Source organism: Henriciella mobilis (assembly GCF_003576315.1).
In the GTDB taxonomy this organism is placed as follows: domain Bacteria; phylum Pseudomonadota; class Alphaproteobacteria; order Caulobacterales; family Hyphomonadaceae; genus Henriciella; species Henriciella mobilis.
Genome location: NZ_QWFZ01000039.1, coordinates 276327 through 291193, shown reverse-complemented (window position 1 = coordinate 291193; position 14867 = coordinate 276327). Strand labels below are relative to the sequence as shown.

The window sequence follows — 14867 nt, the reverse complement described above, 5'->3', positions numbered from 1 at the left end:
AGCGCCATGCACCGCAGGCGGGTCTGGCCCGCCTGGGCGCGGCCGTCCGACATTGCAGATCTGTTGCGGCTGTCAGGGCCGATCGCCGTCTCGCGTGCTGCGATGATGCTGATGGGCCTGACCGACGTGATCGTGCTCGGCCAGAATGCGCCGGGTGAGCTGCCCTTTGTTCTGAACTCCTGGCTGCCCATCGGCGTCTCGCTCGGGCTGACCATTGGCCTGCTCATGGGTGTCTCGGTGCTTACCGCTGAGCTTGCCGGCGTCGGCAAGGCCGAAGAGAGCGGGCGCATCTTCCGGCGCGGCATACGGTTTTCGTTGTGGTTCGGCGGCGTCCTGACCCTCGCCATCTTCTTCCTCGTCGGGCCGATGTTCCGCGGGCTCGGCTTTGAGGAAAGCGTCGCGAGCGGCACAGCGTCGGTATCGAAAATCCTCGGCTTCGGCCTGATCGGGCACATGCTCACCCATGTTGCCGGCTCTTACCTTGAGGCGCTACGCCGTCCGCTGGTCGTGACCGCCATCATGTATGCTGGCGTGCTGATCAATCTCGTCATCGACCTTGCCGTCGTGGCGGGCTGGTGGGGCATGCCGAAGCTTGGTGCGGACGGCGTCGCGATTGCGACGACTGGAACGCGCTGGTTCCTGGTCCTCCTCTTCCTGCCCGCCGTCTGGTGGTTCACGCCCGGCTTCAAGCCTTCGCCGGAAGGCCCGCCGGAGGAAAACCGGCGGCAGTTCTCGGTCGGCTACGGCATGGCTGTGTCGAACATCGCCGAATGGGGCGGGTTCAATTTCACCTTTGTGATCGCGACCTGGATCAGCACGGCCGCAACGACGGTCTACGGCATGTCGATCCACGTCATCGGCTTCTGCTTCATGGCCTTTCTTGGCCTTGGCACCGCAACGAGCGTGCGGGTGGCTGAAGCCTATGGCCGCAAGAATGCCGACGAGGTGCGTGAAGCTTCGCGCCTCGGCATCGTGGCCGGGGTCATCATTGGCGTGGTGTTGGGTATCCTTGTCTACACCTTCCAGGCACCGCTCGCCGGCTTGCTGGTGAAGTCCGAAGCGGAGGTGGCGGGCGTCTCGATCCGGCCGGAGCTCATTCCGCTGGTCGGCTTCACCGCCTTCGTCATTGTTTTCGACGGGTTGCAGAACGTCGCCTCGATGGCGCTGCGGGCGCAGAACGTCATCTGGACGCCGACCTTTATCCATCTTGGCTCGTACTTCCTCATCATGATTCCGGCGACCTGGTATTTTGGGCTCTATCAGGGCGGCGGCGCGATGGGCATGATGCAGGGCGTGCTGATCGCCTCGATGATTGCCGGGCTGCTGCAAACCGGCCTGCTTGAAATGAAAGCGGCGCGCCGGTTGAGACCAGCGCGCCGCCAAACAGTCTAAAGTCCCCTCACGGGAGAGTTTAGTTTAGATGTCCTTCAGGGCCGATGCCGGCTTGAAGGCGCCTGAGGTCTTCTCAGGAATCTGAATGGTTTCACCCGTTGCCGGGTTACGGCCTTCACGAGCACCACGGGTCTTGGCGTGGAAGGTGCCGAAGCCAGCGATGGCCACCTGCTTGCGGCTTTTCACGGCGCCAGAGATGGTGTCGAAAACAGCGTCGACCGCCTTGCCGGCGTCTGCTTGAGACATGCCAGCCGATTCTGCGACGGCCTTGGTAAGTTCACCCTTGTTCATTGGGCTCTCCTTTTAGCTTACGGCGATATCTTGCCGCGCTCGTCTTCTACACGATTCGGAGGGGGTAAATAGCCCGAAAACCCAATAACCACGGGCTATTTCAGCAGAATCCAGCCTTCTTCCCCGACAATTTTGGGGATAAGTGTGCTGTCAAGCCCTTCCGGAGGCCCGAAAAGCGCACCGAGTTTTCCGGATTCGTCCAATCCGTAATAGTGGTGGGCGAGTGCGCGGACCTGCGCCTGATCGGCGACTTCGCCGGTTTCGGGCTTCGCGGAAACAAGCGACGGATAAACTTCCGCAAAGACGATGTCGGTGTCCGTGAGCGCCTCCGCATCGAAGGCCTCGAAGCCGGTCTCGAACGGCCAGATGGCCGATTTCGGCAGCGTCTTTCTGAGCGCCTGGACGGTCGGAATGCCGAGCAGCGCCTGGCTGCCGACGGAGCCCGCGCCGTAAAGCTGCCAGCTCGATTTCGGCTTCGATCGTTGAGTTTTTCTGACCCATTCCTCGCAGATCCGGTACTCGGCAACGGGTGATTTCGCAAAGTCGCCCTTGGTGCCGGAAAGCGTCTGGATCTGATCACGGGCAGGCGCGCCCCAGAAGGGAAGCGGCCCCTTGGTCATGGCATAGTTCAGGCCCGCGGCGATGGCGAACCGGGTGTTCGAATTGTCGGCCTTTTCCTTCACCTTGGACGACAGATGCTCGTGCATGGCCTGCCAGGCCGGCGTGCCGTCGGTTTTAAGGCCGATCGCCTCGGCGGTCCCGGCCGGATAGCCGAGGCTGAAGTCGAAACCGATCAGCACCTTGTCGCCGCGCGAGGTAAAGCGTTCGGCGAGGCCGGCGATCATGTCGCGGGCGGCAAGGCGCGTGGATGGATTGGCGGCCTGAAACTGGAATTTCAGGCGCGCATCCCGGGCGAGGGCGCCAATCCAGACGGAATTGGCTCCCTGCGCCGGTTTGCTCGCCGCGCTCCAGTCAACAATGATATAGGCGTCGAACAGGCGCGCCATGGCTAGGCTCCATCAGGGTACTGGACGGTCAGGTGAGCTTGACGAGCATCTTGCCCTTGTTGCGCCCCTGGAACAGGCCGAGGAACGCCTCGGGCGCCGCCTCGATCCCTTCCATGACCGTCTCTTCGAACTTCATCTTGCCGGACTGAATCCAGCCGGCCATGTCCTGAAGGAATTGCGGCTGCAGATCAACATGCGACGACACGATGAAGCCGCGCAGGGTGAGCTGCTTGCCGACGACCTGGATGATGTTGTTCGGGCCGGGCCGGGGTTCGGTGTCATTGTACTGGCTGATCATGCCGCAGATCGCGAACCGGCCCATCGGGCGGGCGCATTCGATCGCCGCCTGCAGGTGATCGCCGCCGACATTGTCGAAGTAGACATCGATGCCTTTCGGGGCGGCGGCCCTGAGCGCGCCCAGCAGGGAGTCGTAGGTGTCATGCTGCTTGTAGTCGATCACATGATCGGCGCCCAACTCCTTGACGAGTTTGCATTTTTCAGCACCGCCCGCGGACCCGATCACGGTGCAGCCCTTGATCTTGGCGATCTGGACCACCGTCGAGCCGACCGCGCCGGCGGCGCCCGATACGAAGACCGTGTCGCCTTCCTTCAGTTCAGCAACGCGGAGAATGCCGGCATAGGCTGTCAGGCCCGGCATGCCGGCCACGCCGAGCAGGGCGGAATCGGGCAGACCTGTCTTTGGAACCTTGTTCGCCATCACGCTCTCGGGCGCTGCCGTCCAGGCTTCGCGCCAGCCTGCCATCGAGACGACAAGGTCGCCCTCGGCATAGTCGGGATGTTTAGACGCGACGACGGTGCCGACCGCGCCGCCCTGGAGGGTTTCGCCGATCTGGAAGGGCGGGACGTAGCTTTCGCGGTCATACATCCGGCCGCGCATGTATGGGTCGACAGACATCCAGGAATTGCGCACCTGTATCTCGTCATTGCCGGGTTCGGGGGCGTCTGTTTCCCGCATCCCGAAATCGGAGAGCTTCGGCATTCCGACGGGGCGGTTTGCGAGCGACCATTCCTTCGATTTGATTGACGGCATCATTGTTCCTCCTGCTTATGTTTGACAACACAGATGGAGGAGAGGGCGGTCCCTGTGAAGGCGAACCGGTAAGATTTCGCAAGACTCTTTGATGAACGCGGCTGAAGACGCCAGTTGCGTGCACTGCCAAAGCGGTGTGATGGGGAGCCAAACTGGAGTGTAGAATGGCGTATCTGAAAGTCGGGCTGGTCGGGGCAGGTGTATTTGGCGGTTATCACGCCAACAAGATTGCCGCGTCGGCGAAAACCCGGTTCACCGGTATTTTCGATCCCGACCAGGCGCGGGCAGAAGCCCTGGCTGAAAAACACGGGACATCCACCTTCAAGAGCGAGGCCGACCTGCACGCAAGCTGCGATGCCGTACTGGTTGCCTGTCCGGCGACCTATCATGAAGCGGTTGTCGAAGGCGCACTCCAGGCCGGGCTTCACGTGCTCGTGGAAAAGCCGCTGGCCCTGCACGGCGCCAGTGCCAAGGCGCTTGCTGCACTGGCCGACAGCAACCGCCTCGTCCTCCAGGTGGGCCATCAGGAGCGCCTCGTGCTCGAGGCGATGGGGTTCTACGAGATCGATGAATCGCCGATTGCGATCGAGTCCGTTCGCGAAGGGCCGCCATCGCCGGAAGGCCGGGCTGGTGACGTCTCCGTCATCTGGGACCTGATGATCCACGACATCGATATTGCGGTCACGCTGGCGGGCACGGATGCGAAGGCACGCGGCGAAGGGCGGCGCCACCATACCCCGCATATCGATGAAGCGGTGGCCGATCTCGAATTTCCCTCCGGCGCCAGCGCCGTGATCAAGGCGAGCCGCGCGGCACCCGAGCGCCGGCGCGCGATGACAGTGACCTATCCCTCGGGCACGATTTCGGTCGATTTCCTGACCCGCAAGGTCGAGAACTCCACGCCCTATACGATCCGGGCCGATGTCTCCGAGGTGCTGCCCGATTCGCTTGGCGCTGCCGACGAAGCCTTCTTTGCCGCCTGCCTCGGCGAGCGGCCAACCCCCATTCCCGGCCGGGAAGCTGCCGAAGCGGTGCGGCTTGCCGAGCTCATTGAACAGACCGCTCTTCAGACGATTGGAGCCTGAGCCATGGCCGCTGCCGAAAAGATGATCGACCTTCCCGCCGATGCGCCGATCCAGTTCTTTGACCTGAAGGCCCAGCAGGCGACGATCCGGCCTGCGCTTGAGCAGCGCTGGACGACGATCCTCGACCACGGCCGCTATATTGGCGGACCGGAAGTCGATGAATGCGAGGCCAAGCTCTGCGAATTCACCGGCGCGGCCGATGCCGTTGCCGTTGGTTCCGGTACGCAGGCGCTTGTCATGCCGCTGATCGCGCTCGGCTATGGCCATGGCGATGCTGTGTTCATTCCGGGCTTTACCTACAATGCGACGGCAAACGCTGTGCTCCTCGCCGGGGCGACGCCAGTCCTGGTCGACATCGATCCGGGCACCTTCAACATGGATCCCGAAGACCTGGAGCGGAAGATCCAGCGCGTCAAAGGAACCCGCAATCTCAGGGCGCGAGCGGTCATCCCGGTCGACCTTTACGGTCTTCCCGCCAACTACACCGCAATCCAGGAGGTTGCCGACGCGCATGGCCTGAGGATCGTCGCTGACGCTGCGCAGTCGTTTGGCGGCAAGCAGGAGGGCAAGTGGATCGGCACGCTGGCAGAGATTTCGGCCACCAGCTTCTATCCGACAAAGACGCTCGGCGGCTATGGCGATGGCGGCGCGATCCTGGTGCGCGACAAAGAGATGGGCGAGCTGCTGCGCTCCATCCGCTGGCATGGGACGGGCGACAATCGCAAGGAATCGATCCGCGTCGGCATCAATGGCCGTTGCGATTCGATCCAGTGCGCCGTGGTGTCGGAAAAGCTCGACATTTTCGAAGCCGAGCGCCAGCGCCGGATCGTGGCTGCGAGTGTCTACGAGCAGCGCCTTGCCGGGAAAGTCGAAACGCAGAGCGTCAAGCAGGGCGACGAGCCGGCCTATGGCCTCTACACGGTGCGCGTACCGGACCGCGATGCGGTTCGTGCCAAGCTCTCCGAAGCAGGCATTCCGACGGCGATCTATTACGACACGCCGATCCACCAGATGCCGGCCTTCGAGCAGTTCGCGCCGGCCCGCGGCCTGCCCGAATGTGAGCGTGCGTCGCGCGAAGTTCTCAGCCTGCCAATGCACCCCTATCTCTCCGAAGATCAGGTGCATCGTGTCTGTGACACCCTTCTAGGGGCTTTGCAGCGCTGACAACGCTCTTTAAGTGAGCGGAATGACGAAGACGCTGAAGATTCTAACCGCCCAGCTAAACCCGATTGTCGGCGACATTGACGGCAATCTCGAACTGGCACGTGCGGCCCTGAAGGAAGGCGCTGAAAAAGGCGCTGACCTTGTCGTATTCGCGGAAATGCTGATCCTCGGCTATCCGCCGGAAGATCTTGTCCTGAAGCCAAGCGCCGTCGAAGACTGCATGGAAGCGGTCCGCAAGCTGGCCAGCGAAACCGCAGAGCGGCCCGCCTGTATCATCGGGTCGCCCTGGCAGGATGATGGCCTGTTCAACTCCATTATCTATTGCGAAGACGGTCGGATCTCTGCGCGCTATGACAAGCAGGAACTGCCCAATTATGGCGTATTCGACGAGCAGCGCCTGTTCGAGAAGGGCCGCTCGCCGGCCTGCGTCGTCGAGCTGAAAGGCGTGAAGATCGGTCTCGCCATCTGCGAGGATGTCTGGTTCGAACGCGTACCGAAAGCGGCGAAAGAGGCGGGCGCGGACCTTCTGATCGTTCCGAACGGCTCGCCATGGCGGCGCAGCATCCATGCGGAACGCGCTGAAGCCTTCGACCGCTGGAGCGGGCTCGACCTGCCATACCTCTTCGTCAACCAGGTCGGCGGACAGGATGAGCTGGTTTTCGACGGCGGTTCCTATGCCACCAACTCCACCCATGGCGAGCGCTGCGGCCTCATAGGCCAGTTCGAGGCCGGGACGGAGCTGACCGAGTTCGATATCGAGGCCAAACGCTTCATCCTGAAGGATCGCGGCTGCCGGCTCGATCATGATGGCTGGCACATGGAATACCGCGCAGCGACGCTGGCGCTTGGAGACTACGTCAACAAGAACCGGTTTCCGGGCGTTGTGATCGGCTTGTCAGGCGGCATCGACAGCGCGCTGACGGCGGCCATCGCCGTCGATGCGCTCGGCCCTGAGCGGGTCTGGTGCGTGATGATGCCGTCGAAATACACCTCGTCCGAAAGTTTGGAGGACGCCAAGCTCTGCGCGGGAATGCTGGGTGTGCGCTATGACATCATCAATATTGCCCCGGGCGTCAGCGCGATGGATGAGATGCTGGGCGATGCCTTTGCCGAAACCCAGCCGGACACGACGGAGGAAAACATCCAGTCGCGCCTGCGCGGCGTGACGCTTATGGCGCTGTCGAACAAGTTCGGCCACATGGTGGTCACCACCGGCAACAAGTCCGAAATGGCGGTCGGCTATGCGACGCTCTATGGCGACATGTGCGGCGGCTACAACCCGCTGAAGGACTTCTACAAGACGGAAGTCTTCGCCCTGTCGCGCTGGCGCAACGAGCATCATCCGAAAGGCGCGCTCGGTCCGGCCGGCGAGGTCATCCCTGAGCGCATCATCACCAAGCCGCCATCCGCCGAATTGCGAGCGGACCAGAAGGACGAGGATTCGCTGCCGCCTTACGACACGCTCGACGACATCCTGCGCGGTCTTGTCGATAATGAAGAGGACATTCGCGACATCATGGCCCGCGGTCATGACGAGGCGACTGTCAAACGGATCGAGCATCTCTTGTATCTTGCCGAATACAAGCGTAGGCAGGCGCCGCCCGGCGCGAAGGTCGGCGGCAAGAATTTCGGCCGCGACCGCCGCTATCCGATCACGAACCGTTTCAGGGACGATTGATGTCTTCACCCATAGTCCGTTTCGCGCCGTCTCCGACCGGCAAGCTCCATGTCGGCAATGTCCGCACCGCACTGATCAACTGGCTGTTCGCCAAGGGGCAGGGCGGGACGTTCATCCTGCGGATCGACGACACTGATACCGAACGCTCGACGCAAGCCTATGAAGACGGGCTGAAGGCGGACCTGACCTGGCTCGGCCTCGTCTGGGACGACACGTTCAACCAGTCTAAGCGCTTCGGCATGTATGACGCCGCAGCCGACAAGCTGCGCGACATTGGCCTGCTCTATGCCTGCTACGAGACCGCAGACGAGCTCGACCGCAAGCGCAAGATTGCGCTCTCGCGCGGGCGCCCGCCGGTCTATGACCGCGCGGCGCTGAATCTCACCGATGAGGACAAGGCGAAATACGAAGCCGAAGGCCGCAAGCCGCACTGGCGTTTCAAATTGTCTGGCGAGCGCGTCGAATGGAACGACCTGGTGCGCGGCCCGCAAAGCATTGATACAGCCAGCGTGTCGGACCCGGTTCTGATCCGCGAGGACGGCTCCTATCTCTATACGCTGCCGTCGGTGGTCGATGATATCGATGCGAAGATCACGCATGTCGTGCGCGGCGAGGACCACGTCACCAATTCCGGCGCCCAGATTGAAATCTTCAAGGCGCTTGGCGGAACGGCCCCGGATATGGCGCACACGCCGCTCCTGGTCGATGCCGAGGGCGGGGCGTTTTCCAAGCGGCTCGGTTCACTCAGCATGGACACGCTCGAAGCGCGCGGCATCTTCCCGATGGCGATCCTCTCGCATCTCGCCAAGCTCGGCACGAGCGACAATATCGAGGCGCGCGACTCGCTTGACGTGCTCGCATCGGAGTTTGCCTTCTCGAAGATCGGCCGGGCGCCGGCAAAGTTCGACGAGCGGGACCTGCTGGCGCTGAACGCGACGCTTGTTCACGCCATGCCATTCGAAGCGGTGAAGGCGCAGCTGGAGGCGATCTCGCCGGAAGCGGCCAATGAGCGCTTCTGGCTTGCCGTGCGTGAGAACTGCCAGACGGTGAACGATGCGAAGGATTTCGCGGATATCGCCTATGGCCAGATCGAGCCCATCGTCGATGCCGAGGACGAGGACTTCATCCGGCAGGCATCCGAACTGCTGCCGGAGGGCGAGATCAATTCCGAGACCTGGAAAAACTGGACGGGCGCGCTGAAAGAGGCCTCGGGCCGCAAGGGGCGCGGCCTGTTCATGCCGCTGCGCAAGGCGCTCACCGGCCAGGAGCATGGCCCGGACATGGGCGTCATCCTGCCCCTGATCGGGCGTGAGGCCGTGGTTCGGCGTCTGTCGAAAGCCTGAAGGCCTAGCTGTCCATCACGATAACGCGGTCCCGAAGGGCTGAGAGCGCGCCTTCGGGCGTTTTCTCGTGGACGAGACAGGCCCGGAACTCTTCCGGTGTGAACTTGCCGTCGATGATGTGATCCATCAGTTCGAAGAAGGGCGACCAGAAGCCGTCCTCGTCGAGAAAAGCCATTGGCTTGGCATGCAGGCCGAGGCGCGCCCAGCTCAGCATTTCAACAGCTTCCTCAAGCGTGCCGATGCCGCCGGGCAGGACAATGAAGGCATCGCTCTCATCGAACATCATCTGCTTGCGGGTGTGCATGTCGTCGACGATTCGGTGCTCGACATCCTCGAAGATGCGTTCCTTCTGGAGCAGGAATTTCGGCATGATTCCAAGGACTTCGCCGCCAGCCTCGTGAACGGCCCGGGCGCACGCCCCCATGAGGCCGACGCCGCCGCCGCCATAGACGAGCTTGAGATCCTGCTGCGCGAGGCTGCGTCCAAGCGCCCGCGCCAGTTCGATATAGGCCGGCTTCACCTCGTTCGAGGAACCGCAATAGACACAGATGGATTTCAGCTTCGGCATTCTGTCTTCCTCAAGATCGACGGCAGGGCATGTATCGTGATGCAGGGATTCGTGCCAGTAATCCTCTGTTCCTAAGCTGCATTTGGCCCCATATGGCGCCCATGAAGACGATGGCTGGTGAACCCGATAATGACAAGATCGACAGCGCGGATGGCGGCCTGGGGAAGTCCATAGCGCGCATTCTGAAGCTGCTCTGGCGGCCGGAACTGTCGAAATGGCGCCCCGTCATGGGGATTGCCATCGTGCTGACGCTGGCCGCCGCTGTGCTGGAAGTCATCTCGCCCATCATACTTGGCGATGCGATCAACAAGGTGGCCGGACGGGAAGGCGCCGAGGCGCAGCCGCTCATGGTGGCGCTGGCCTGGATCGCATTGGCTATCGGCCTTCGCTTTCTCGCCGCCGCCTTGCCGCAGGCGCGCGACGCTCTTTTCAGCCCGGTCAGCCAGGATGCGCAGCGGATCGCCTGCGTCGATGCGTTCGGCCATGCCCAGTCCCTGTCGCTGGCCTTTCACCAGACGCGGCGGTCCGGCGCGCTGAACCGTGTCATCGAGCGGGCGGCCTCGGCGGTGGACTATCTGATCCGCTTCCTCGCCTTCAATATCGGTCCGACCTTCGTGCGGCTGACGCTGGCCGCCATCGCCCTCGGTGTCGCCTATGATATCCGTCTCTCCCTGATCGCCGTCGGTACCGTGGCCATCTATATCGTTGCCACGGTGATCATCACCGAATGGCGCGTGCGCCAGCGCCGGCGCATGAACCGGGCCGACACGGAGTTGCGGGCGGTCTCCATCGACACGCTGACCAATTTCGAAACCGTCAAGGCTTTCGCCGCCGAAGAGCGCGAGACCAGCCGTTATGACGATGCGATGCGGCGCTACAATGAGCGCTATGTCGAGGCGATGCGCAGCATGTACCTGCTGAACGGGGTCCAGGCTTTCATCATGAATGCCGGCCTGCTGGCCGTGCTCGCGCTGTCAGCCTGGAACTACAAGCAGGGCACAATGGAGGTCGGGGACCTGACGGCAGTCATGCTGGTCCTGTTGAGCCTTTATGCGCCGCTGAACATTCTCGGGTTTGCCTGGCGCGAGATCAAGCAAGGCGCGGTTGACCTTGAAAAACTGCACGGGCTGCTCGGCATGGTGCCGGAAGTCGCCGACAAGCCGGACGCCCATGCGCTCACCGATCCGGAGGGCCGTGTCGAGTTCCGCAATGTGGCTTTCACCCATGATGCGAGAGCGGTCGGCGTCCGCGACATCTCCTTCGAGGTCGAGCCAGGCAAGAAGGTCGCCTTTGTCGGCACGTCCGGGGCTGGCAAGTCCACGCTGCTGAAGCTTTTGTTCCGGTTCTACGATGTGGATGACGGCGCGGTGCTGGTCGACGGACAGGATGTGCGGGACCTGACCCAGGCTTCCCTGCGCGGCGCGCTCGGCCTGGTGCCGCAGGATGTCGTCCTGTTCAATGACACGATCCGCGCGAACATTGCGTATGCGCGTCCCGATGCGAGCCTTGAGAATCTCGAGAATGCCGCCCGGCGCGCCCAGCTGCTTCCGTTTATTCAGTCCCTGCCGGATGGCTGGGAAACGCGTGTCGGCGAGCGTGGTCTGAAGCTGTCGGGTGGCGAGAAGCAGCGTGTCGGAATTGCGCGCGTCATCCTGGCCGATCCGGCGGTCCTCGTCCTTGATGAAGCGACATCAGCGCTCGACAGCGCAACTGAGGCGGCCGTGCAGGACGCGCTCGACGAGGCCGCGAAGGGGCGGACGACGCTGACGGTCGCGCACCGCCTCTCAACCGTGCAGAACTCGGACGAAATTATCGTTCTTGAAGAAGGCCGTATCGTGGAACGCGGGTCTCATGCTAGGCTTTTAGCTCAAGATGGCACCTATGCCCGCATGTGGGAGCGCCAGGCCGCGAGGGACAAACTCGCTGCTGTCGCCGAATAGGATTACGGAAGGACAAGATGGCCAAGAAGAGCAAGTCAGTCGCAGACAGGACATTTCCCTGGTTCCAGAGCGGGTTCGACCTGGAAGGCATTGTCGGCTTTCTCGCGGCGTGGTTGCTCGGCATTCTGCTCGGCATGCTGTGGGGCCCGCTTTTCTGGCTGGCCTTCATTCCTGGCCTTGTCCTGCTTTTCGCAACCCGCACAGCCGAACGCGTCAGCCCTGACGAGCCCGGCCTCGTGATCGCACCCTGCGATGGGGTCGTCGTCTCGATCGAGGAAGCCGATCCGCCAGAGGAGCTTCGCATGAGCGAGCCGGCCATGCGGGTGCGGATTTCATCCTCGCCCTTTTCCTCCAACAACATCCACGCCCCGGTCGAGGGCACCATCGATCACCTCGTTCGTGAGGAAGGCGCCGCCGAAGCCTTCGCAGCGATGCAGCCAGATTCCGCCGGCCTGGAAGTGCTGTACTTCGCGATAGAAGGCGATTCCGTTCCGGTCGGCCTGCGTGTCGCGACAGGCGGTCTCGGGCCGCGGCTTGAAACGCGCGCGGACGCGGGAGACCGGGTTACCGCCGGCAAGACCATCGGCACGCGCCGGCTGGGTGGCTGGTGTGATGTCTTTGTGCCGCTGGAAGGCAAGATCCTGGTTGAGCCGGGACGGACGTTGATTGGCGGCGAGACGGCGCTGATCGACCTGACTGGCGTAACTGCCGATGGGTTCAGGCCGCCTGCGCCGGAATATGAAGATGAGGAACCAGTCGCCGATACGCTTCCGCCTGAAGTGGCTGAAGCCTTCAAGGGGGACGAGGATAAGGACGACGCGGAACCAGGCGGCAGCGAGACTGAAGCTGAGGCGACAGGCGAGGCTGACGACGAAACCGGTACCGATGATCTCGACCCGGACGATCCGCGCCGCAATGACCCGGCCGAGATGTTTGCGCGTCTCAGGCGGAAGGCGAGCAGCCTGTCCGACGATCCCGACAAGCCCAAGGACAGCTGATCAGGACGGGCGCGAATTCATCCAGCGCATCAGCGGGCGCAGCGGGATGACCCAGGCGACCCCGGCAATGACATAGAAGACCAGCTGCAGCCAATCCGGCGCGCCTGTGATGCGCGTGCCGATGGTGGCCGCGAGGAATATCCACAGTGCGATGAAGGCAAGCAGGGTGATTCCGGCGACGATCTTGCGCAATGTCTTCTCCTTGAACTGCAACAAACTGCGGGATGCGACGCCTTGGCCGCTTGCAGATGCGGTGGTTCACGTCAGATAGGGGCGCATGAGGCAAGCTGCAAAAAGTGATATCGCCGCACTCTGGATTCGCCGCTGGCTGATCCTGATTGCCGTCATGGTCTACGCCATGATCCTGATTGGCGGGATGACACGCCTGACCGATTCCGGCCTGTCGATTACCGAGTGGGACCCGATCAGCGGCGCCCTGCCACCCATCGGCGCGGACGCCTGGGCGAGCGAATTTGCGAAGTACCAGCAGACCACCGAATTCCAGCAACAGAATTTCAACATGACGATGGCCGAGTTCCAGTACATCTACTGGTGGGAATGGGGCCATCGCCTGTTCGGCCGGCTGATCGGCCTCGTCGCCATTGGTGGCTTTGCCTGGTTCTGGCTGAAAGGCTGGCTGACGAAGCCGCTCGCGGGCCACCTTCTGGGCCTGATCGCACTGGGTGGCCTGCAAGGTGCGATTGGCTGGTGGATGGTGTCCAGCGGGATCGGGGAGACCGAGCGGCTGGATGTCGCGCCCTACAGGCTGGCGACCCATTTCGTCCTCGCGCTGGTGATCATCGGGTATACGGTCTGGCTGTGGCTTGACCTTGGCAGACGGGAAGGGCTCGCCGTCTCATCGCGGCTGAAGCTGGTGTCGGTGCTGATGCTCGGCCTGATCTTCCTGCAGATGGCGAGCGGCGCGCTGGTCGCCGGGCTCGATGCCGGGCGGACCTATACCGACTGGCCGCTCATGGCTGGCGAACTTGTACCGTCTCACTATTTCCATGCCGAGCTTGGTCTGCGCAGCCTGTTCGAAGGGCGCGAAGCGACGCAATTCAATCACCGCCTTCTGGCTTATGTCATATGGGGCCTGTCACTGGCCGTCCTGGTCATGCGGTATGGCAAGCCGGGCGCACGGGAGTTCGCGACGCTTGCAACGCTGGTCACGCTGCAAGCGGCATGGGGAATCATTACGCTGGTGAACGGCGCGCCGCTGAAACTCGCCATCCTGCACCAGGCGCTTGGCGTCGCCGTGTTCGTGGCGTCCGTAAGGCTGGTCTGGCTTACTGCCCGACAGCAGCCTCAGTCAGCGGCGTCAGCGTAACCTTGCTCGGGTCGACCATGACGACCCGGTGGTCGCCCGGCTCAATATCGCCGCCCAGCACGATCAGCCCGCCGGGATAGCCTCCGCTGCGGGCATCGCCGGTCGCGGCAATGGCTTTTGGCTGGTCGGGTACCACGACGGTGATCCCGTCGATGACGTCATAGCGGGTCACATCGCCGCCATCGACGCTGACATCGAGCCGGCCATCGGCGCCGAGTGTCACGAGCGTCTCACGGCCGAGGCGTTTGAGCCCCGAAGCCCCGGCCACCGGCGCGGCGAAGGTCTGCGGCTGGTCTGCAATAAAGGTGCAGGCTTCGATGGGTTCGCTGACTGAGACATCACTGCTCTTCTGCCACTCAAGCTCGCCACCGCTTTCGACGAGATCACCAATTTCGAGCACCGCCGGGGATGCCTCGGTCCAGTAGGCGATGCGCAGCAGGGCTGAGTCGCGGTCGGCTGGCTCGGCGGCGCAGATGCCGGCGAGCGAAGAGCCTTCGGCGCCGCGAAGGTCATACTCTATGGCCGGTTGGATGCCCCCGCCATGCAGCCAGACTTTCAGCTCGCCCTCGGCATCGATGCCGGGATAGAGCGTGACTGGAGTGCCGGACAGCAACATGTAGCGGCCCTGGGCGAGCGCGGCGACGTCATGGTCGGATACTTCGGAAATGCGCTCGCCGTCGAAGTTGAAGACCTGGAGGCCGGCGCCATCATAAGCGACGGCGAATGTCGAGCCGGCGCCGCCGGCAAGGCCAATGCTTCTGACCGGGAAGTCGAGCTCCCGCGTCATCCAGACGGCGGGCAGCGTATCGGGTTCTGTGGCGGCCTGATCTGTCGTTTCAGCTGTGCCGGGCGCTTCTGTAACGCCAGACTCCGGCGCCGGTTGTTCGGGCTCTTGCGGACCTGAGCAAGACGCGGCATAGAAAAGCAGGAAACCGGCGATCCCTGCGTTGACAGGGAAGGTCTGCGCGCTTAAACGCGGGCGCTTGAACATATTCCAACACTCCGAATGAGAGGCTCCCGAGG

At 62.8% G+C, this 14867-nt stretch carries 14 protein-coding genes; 8 read left to right on the top strand and 6 right to left on the bottom strand.

What is annotated here, in order from left to right:
• Positions 1 to 6 precede the first annotated feature (6 nt).
• Positions 7 to 1392: an MATE family efflux transporter gene (locus D1227_RS18610; protein WP_119405747.1), complete on the top strand. Its 1386-nt coding sequence runs from the start codon at positions 7 to 9 to the stop codon at positions 1390 to 1392.
• A gap of 24 nt (positions 1393 to 1416) precedes the next feature.
• Here the strand turns inward: D1227_RS18610 and D1227_RS18605 are convergent, their stop codons facing one another.
• From D1227_RS18605 to D1227_RS18595, 3 genes are all read right to left on the bottom strand, one after another.
• Positions 1417 to 1683: an HU family DNA-binding protein gene (locus D1227_RS18605; protein ID WP_084393670.1), complete on the bottom strand. Its 267-nt coding sequence runs from the start codon at positions 1681 to 1683 to the stop codon at positions 1417 to 1419.
• A 95-nt stretch (positions 1684 to 1778) separates the two neighbouring features.
• Positions 1779 to 2690, bottom strand: coding sequence for a hypothetical protein (locus D1227_RS18600; RefSeq protein ID WP_119405746.1), 912 nt, complete (start codon positions 2688 to 2690; stop codon positions 1779 to 1781).
• A gap of 28 nt (positions 2691 to 2718) precedes the next feature.
• Positions 2719 to 3741, bottom strand: a complete 1023-nt coding sequence (locus tag D1227_RS18595) for an NADP-dependent oxidoreductase (RefSeq protein ID WP_119405911.1) — start codon at positions 3739 to 3741, stop codon at positions 2719 to 2721.
• 164 nt (positions 3742 to 3905) lie between these two features.
• Between D1227_RS18595 and D1227_RS18590 the strand changes: the two genes are divergently transcribed.
• The 4 genes from D1227_RS18590 to gltX are packed head-to-tail and all read left to right on the top strand — an operon-like array spanning position 3906 to position 9011.
• Entirely contained in the window at positions 3906 to 4826 is a 921-nt protein-coding gene (locus tag D1227_RS18590) for a Gfo/Idh/MocA family protein (protein WP_119405745.1), read from the top strand.
• A 3-nt stretch (positions 4827 to 4829) separates the two neighbouring features.
• Entirely contained in the window at positions 4830 to 5990 is a 1161-nt protein-coding gene (locus D1227_RS18585) for a DegT/DnrJ/EryC1/StrS family aminotransferase (RefSeq protein WP_119405744.1), read from the top strand.
• A 22-nt stretch (positions 5991 to 6012) separates the two neighbouring features.
• Positions 6013 to 7668 (top strand): NAD+ synthase, encoded by a 1656-nt coding sequence (locus tag D1227_RS18580; RefSeq protein WP_119405743.1) that lies wholly within the window; start codon positions 6013 to 6015, stop codon positions 7666 to 7668.
• A complete protein-coding gene (gltX, locus tag D1227_RS18575; protein WP_119405742.1) occupies positions 7668 to 9011 on the top strand; it encodes a glutamate--tRNA ligase in 1344 nt (447 codons plus the stop codon). The genes D1227_RS18580 and gltX overlap by 1 nt, the downstream gene beginning before the upstream one ends.
• Before the next feature lie 4 nt (positions 9012 to 9015).
• On the opposite strand, the gene D1227_RS18570 is transcribed toward gltX, so the two are convergent.
• Positions 9016 to 9579, bottom strand: coding sequence for an LOG family protein (locus tag D1227_RS18570; protein ID WP_119376578.1), 564 nt, complete (start codon positions 9577 to 9579; stop codon positions 9016 to 9018).
• A 101-nt stretch (positions 9580 to 9680) separates the two neighbouring features.
• Here D1227_RS18570 and D1227_RS18565 point away from each other — a divergent pair, with 101 nt between their 5' ends.
• Together D1227_RS18565 and D1227_RS18560 are read left to right on the top strand one after the other, a co-directional pair.
• Positions 9681 to 11519: an ABCB family ABC transporter ATP-binding protein/permease gene (locus D1227_RS18565; RefSeq protein ID WP_233349910.1), complete on the top strand. Its 1839-nt coding sequence runs from the start codon at positions 9681 to 9683 to the stop codon at positions 11517 to 11519.
• A gap of 17 nt (positions 11520 to 11536) precedes the next feature.
• Positions 11537 to 12517, top strand: coding sequence for a phosphatidylserine decarboxylase (locus tag D1227_RS18560; protein WP_119405740.1), 981 nt, complete (start codon positions 11537 to 11539; stop codon positions 12515 to 12517).
• Here D1227_RS18560 and D1227_RS18555 read toward each other — a convergent pair whose 3' ends face one another.
• Positions 12518 to 12709: a DUF2842 domain-containing protein gene (locus D1227_RS18555; protein ID WP_158586724.1), complete on the bottom strand. Its 192-nt coding sequence runs from the start codon at positions 12707 to 12709 to the stop codon at positions 12518 to 12520. It lies immediately after the preceding gene.
• An 85-nt stretch (positions 12710 to 12794) separates the two neighbouring features.
• Here D1227_RS18555 and D1227_RS18550 point away from each other — a divergent pair, with 85 nt between their 5' ends.
• Complete coding sequence (locus tag D1227_RS18550) at positions 12795 to 13844, top strand: COX15/CtaA family protein (protein WP_119405738.1); 1050 nt, start codon at positions 12795 to 12797, stop codon at positions 13842 to 13844.
• Here D1227_RS18550 and D1227_RS18545 read toward each other — a convergent pair.
• Positions 13804 to 14835 (bottom strand): hypothetical protein, encoded by a 1032-nt coding sequence (locus tag D1227_RS18545; RefSeq protein ID WP_119405737.1) that lies wholly within the window; start codon positions 14833 to 14835, stop codon positions 13804 to 13806. The genes D1227_RS18550 and D1227_RS18545 overlap by 41 nt on opposite strands.
• Positions 14836 to 14867 lie beyond the last annotated feature (32 nt).

Excerpts from the sequence above, each read along its gene's own strand:
- D1227_RS18610 (WP_119405747.1), top strand. The coding sequence starts at position 7 with ATGCACCGCAGGCGGGTCTGGCCCGCCTGGGCGCGGCCGTCCGACATT.
- D1227_RS18605 (WP_084393670.1), bottom strand. The coding sequence starts at position 1,683 with ATGAACAAGGGTGAACTTACCAAGGCCGTCGCAGAATCGGCTGGCATG.
- D1227_RS18600 (WP_119405746.1), bottom strand. The coding sequence starts at position 2,690 with ATGGCGCGCCTGTTCGACGCCTATATCATTGTTGACTGGAGCGCGGCG.
- D1227_RS18595 (WP_119405911.1), bottom strand. The coding sequence starts at position 3,741 with ATGCCGTCAATCAAATCGAAGGAATGGTCGCTCGCAAACCGCCCCGTC.
- D1227_RS18590 (WP_119405745.1), top strand. The coding sequence starts at position 3,906 with ATGGCGTATCTGAAAGTCGGGCTGGTCGGGGCAGGTGTATTTGGCGGT.
- D1227_RS18585 (WP_119405744.1), top strand. The coding sequence starts at position 4,830 with ATGGCCGCTGCCGAAAAGATGATCGACCTTCCCGCCGATGCGCCGATC.
- D1227_RS18580 (WP_119405743.1), top strand. The coding sequence starts at position 6,013 with ATGACGAAGACGCTGAAGATTCTAACCGCCCAGCTAAACCCGATTGTC.
- gltX (WP_119405742.1), top strand. The coding sequence starts at position 7,668 with ATGTCTTCACCCATAGTCCGTTTCGCGCCGTCTCCGACCGGCAAGCTC.
- D1227_RS18570 (WP_119376578.1), bottom strand. The coding sequence starts at position 9,579 with ATGCCGAAGCTGAAATCCATCTGTGTCTATTGCGGTTCCTCGAACGAG.
- D1227_RS18565 (WP_233349910.1), top strand. The coding sequence starts at position 9,681 with ATGAAGACGATGGCTGGTGAACCCGATAATGACAAGATCGACAGCGCG.
- D1227_RS18560 (WP_119405740.1), top strand. The coding sequence starts at position 11,537 with ATGGCCAAGAAGAGCAAGTCAGTCGCAGACAGGACATTTCCCTGGTTC.
- D1227_RS18550 (WP_119405738.1), top strand. The coding sequence starts at position 12,795 with ATGAGGCAAGCTGCAAAAAGTGATATCGCCGCACTCTGGATTCGCCGC.
- D1227_RS18545 (WP_119405737.1), bottom strand. The coding sequence starts at position 14,835 with ATGTTCAAGCGCCCGCGTTTAAGCGCGCAGACCTTCCCTGTCAACGCA.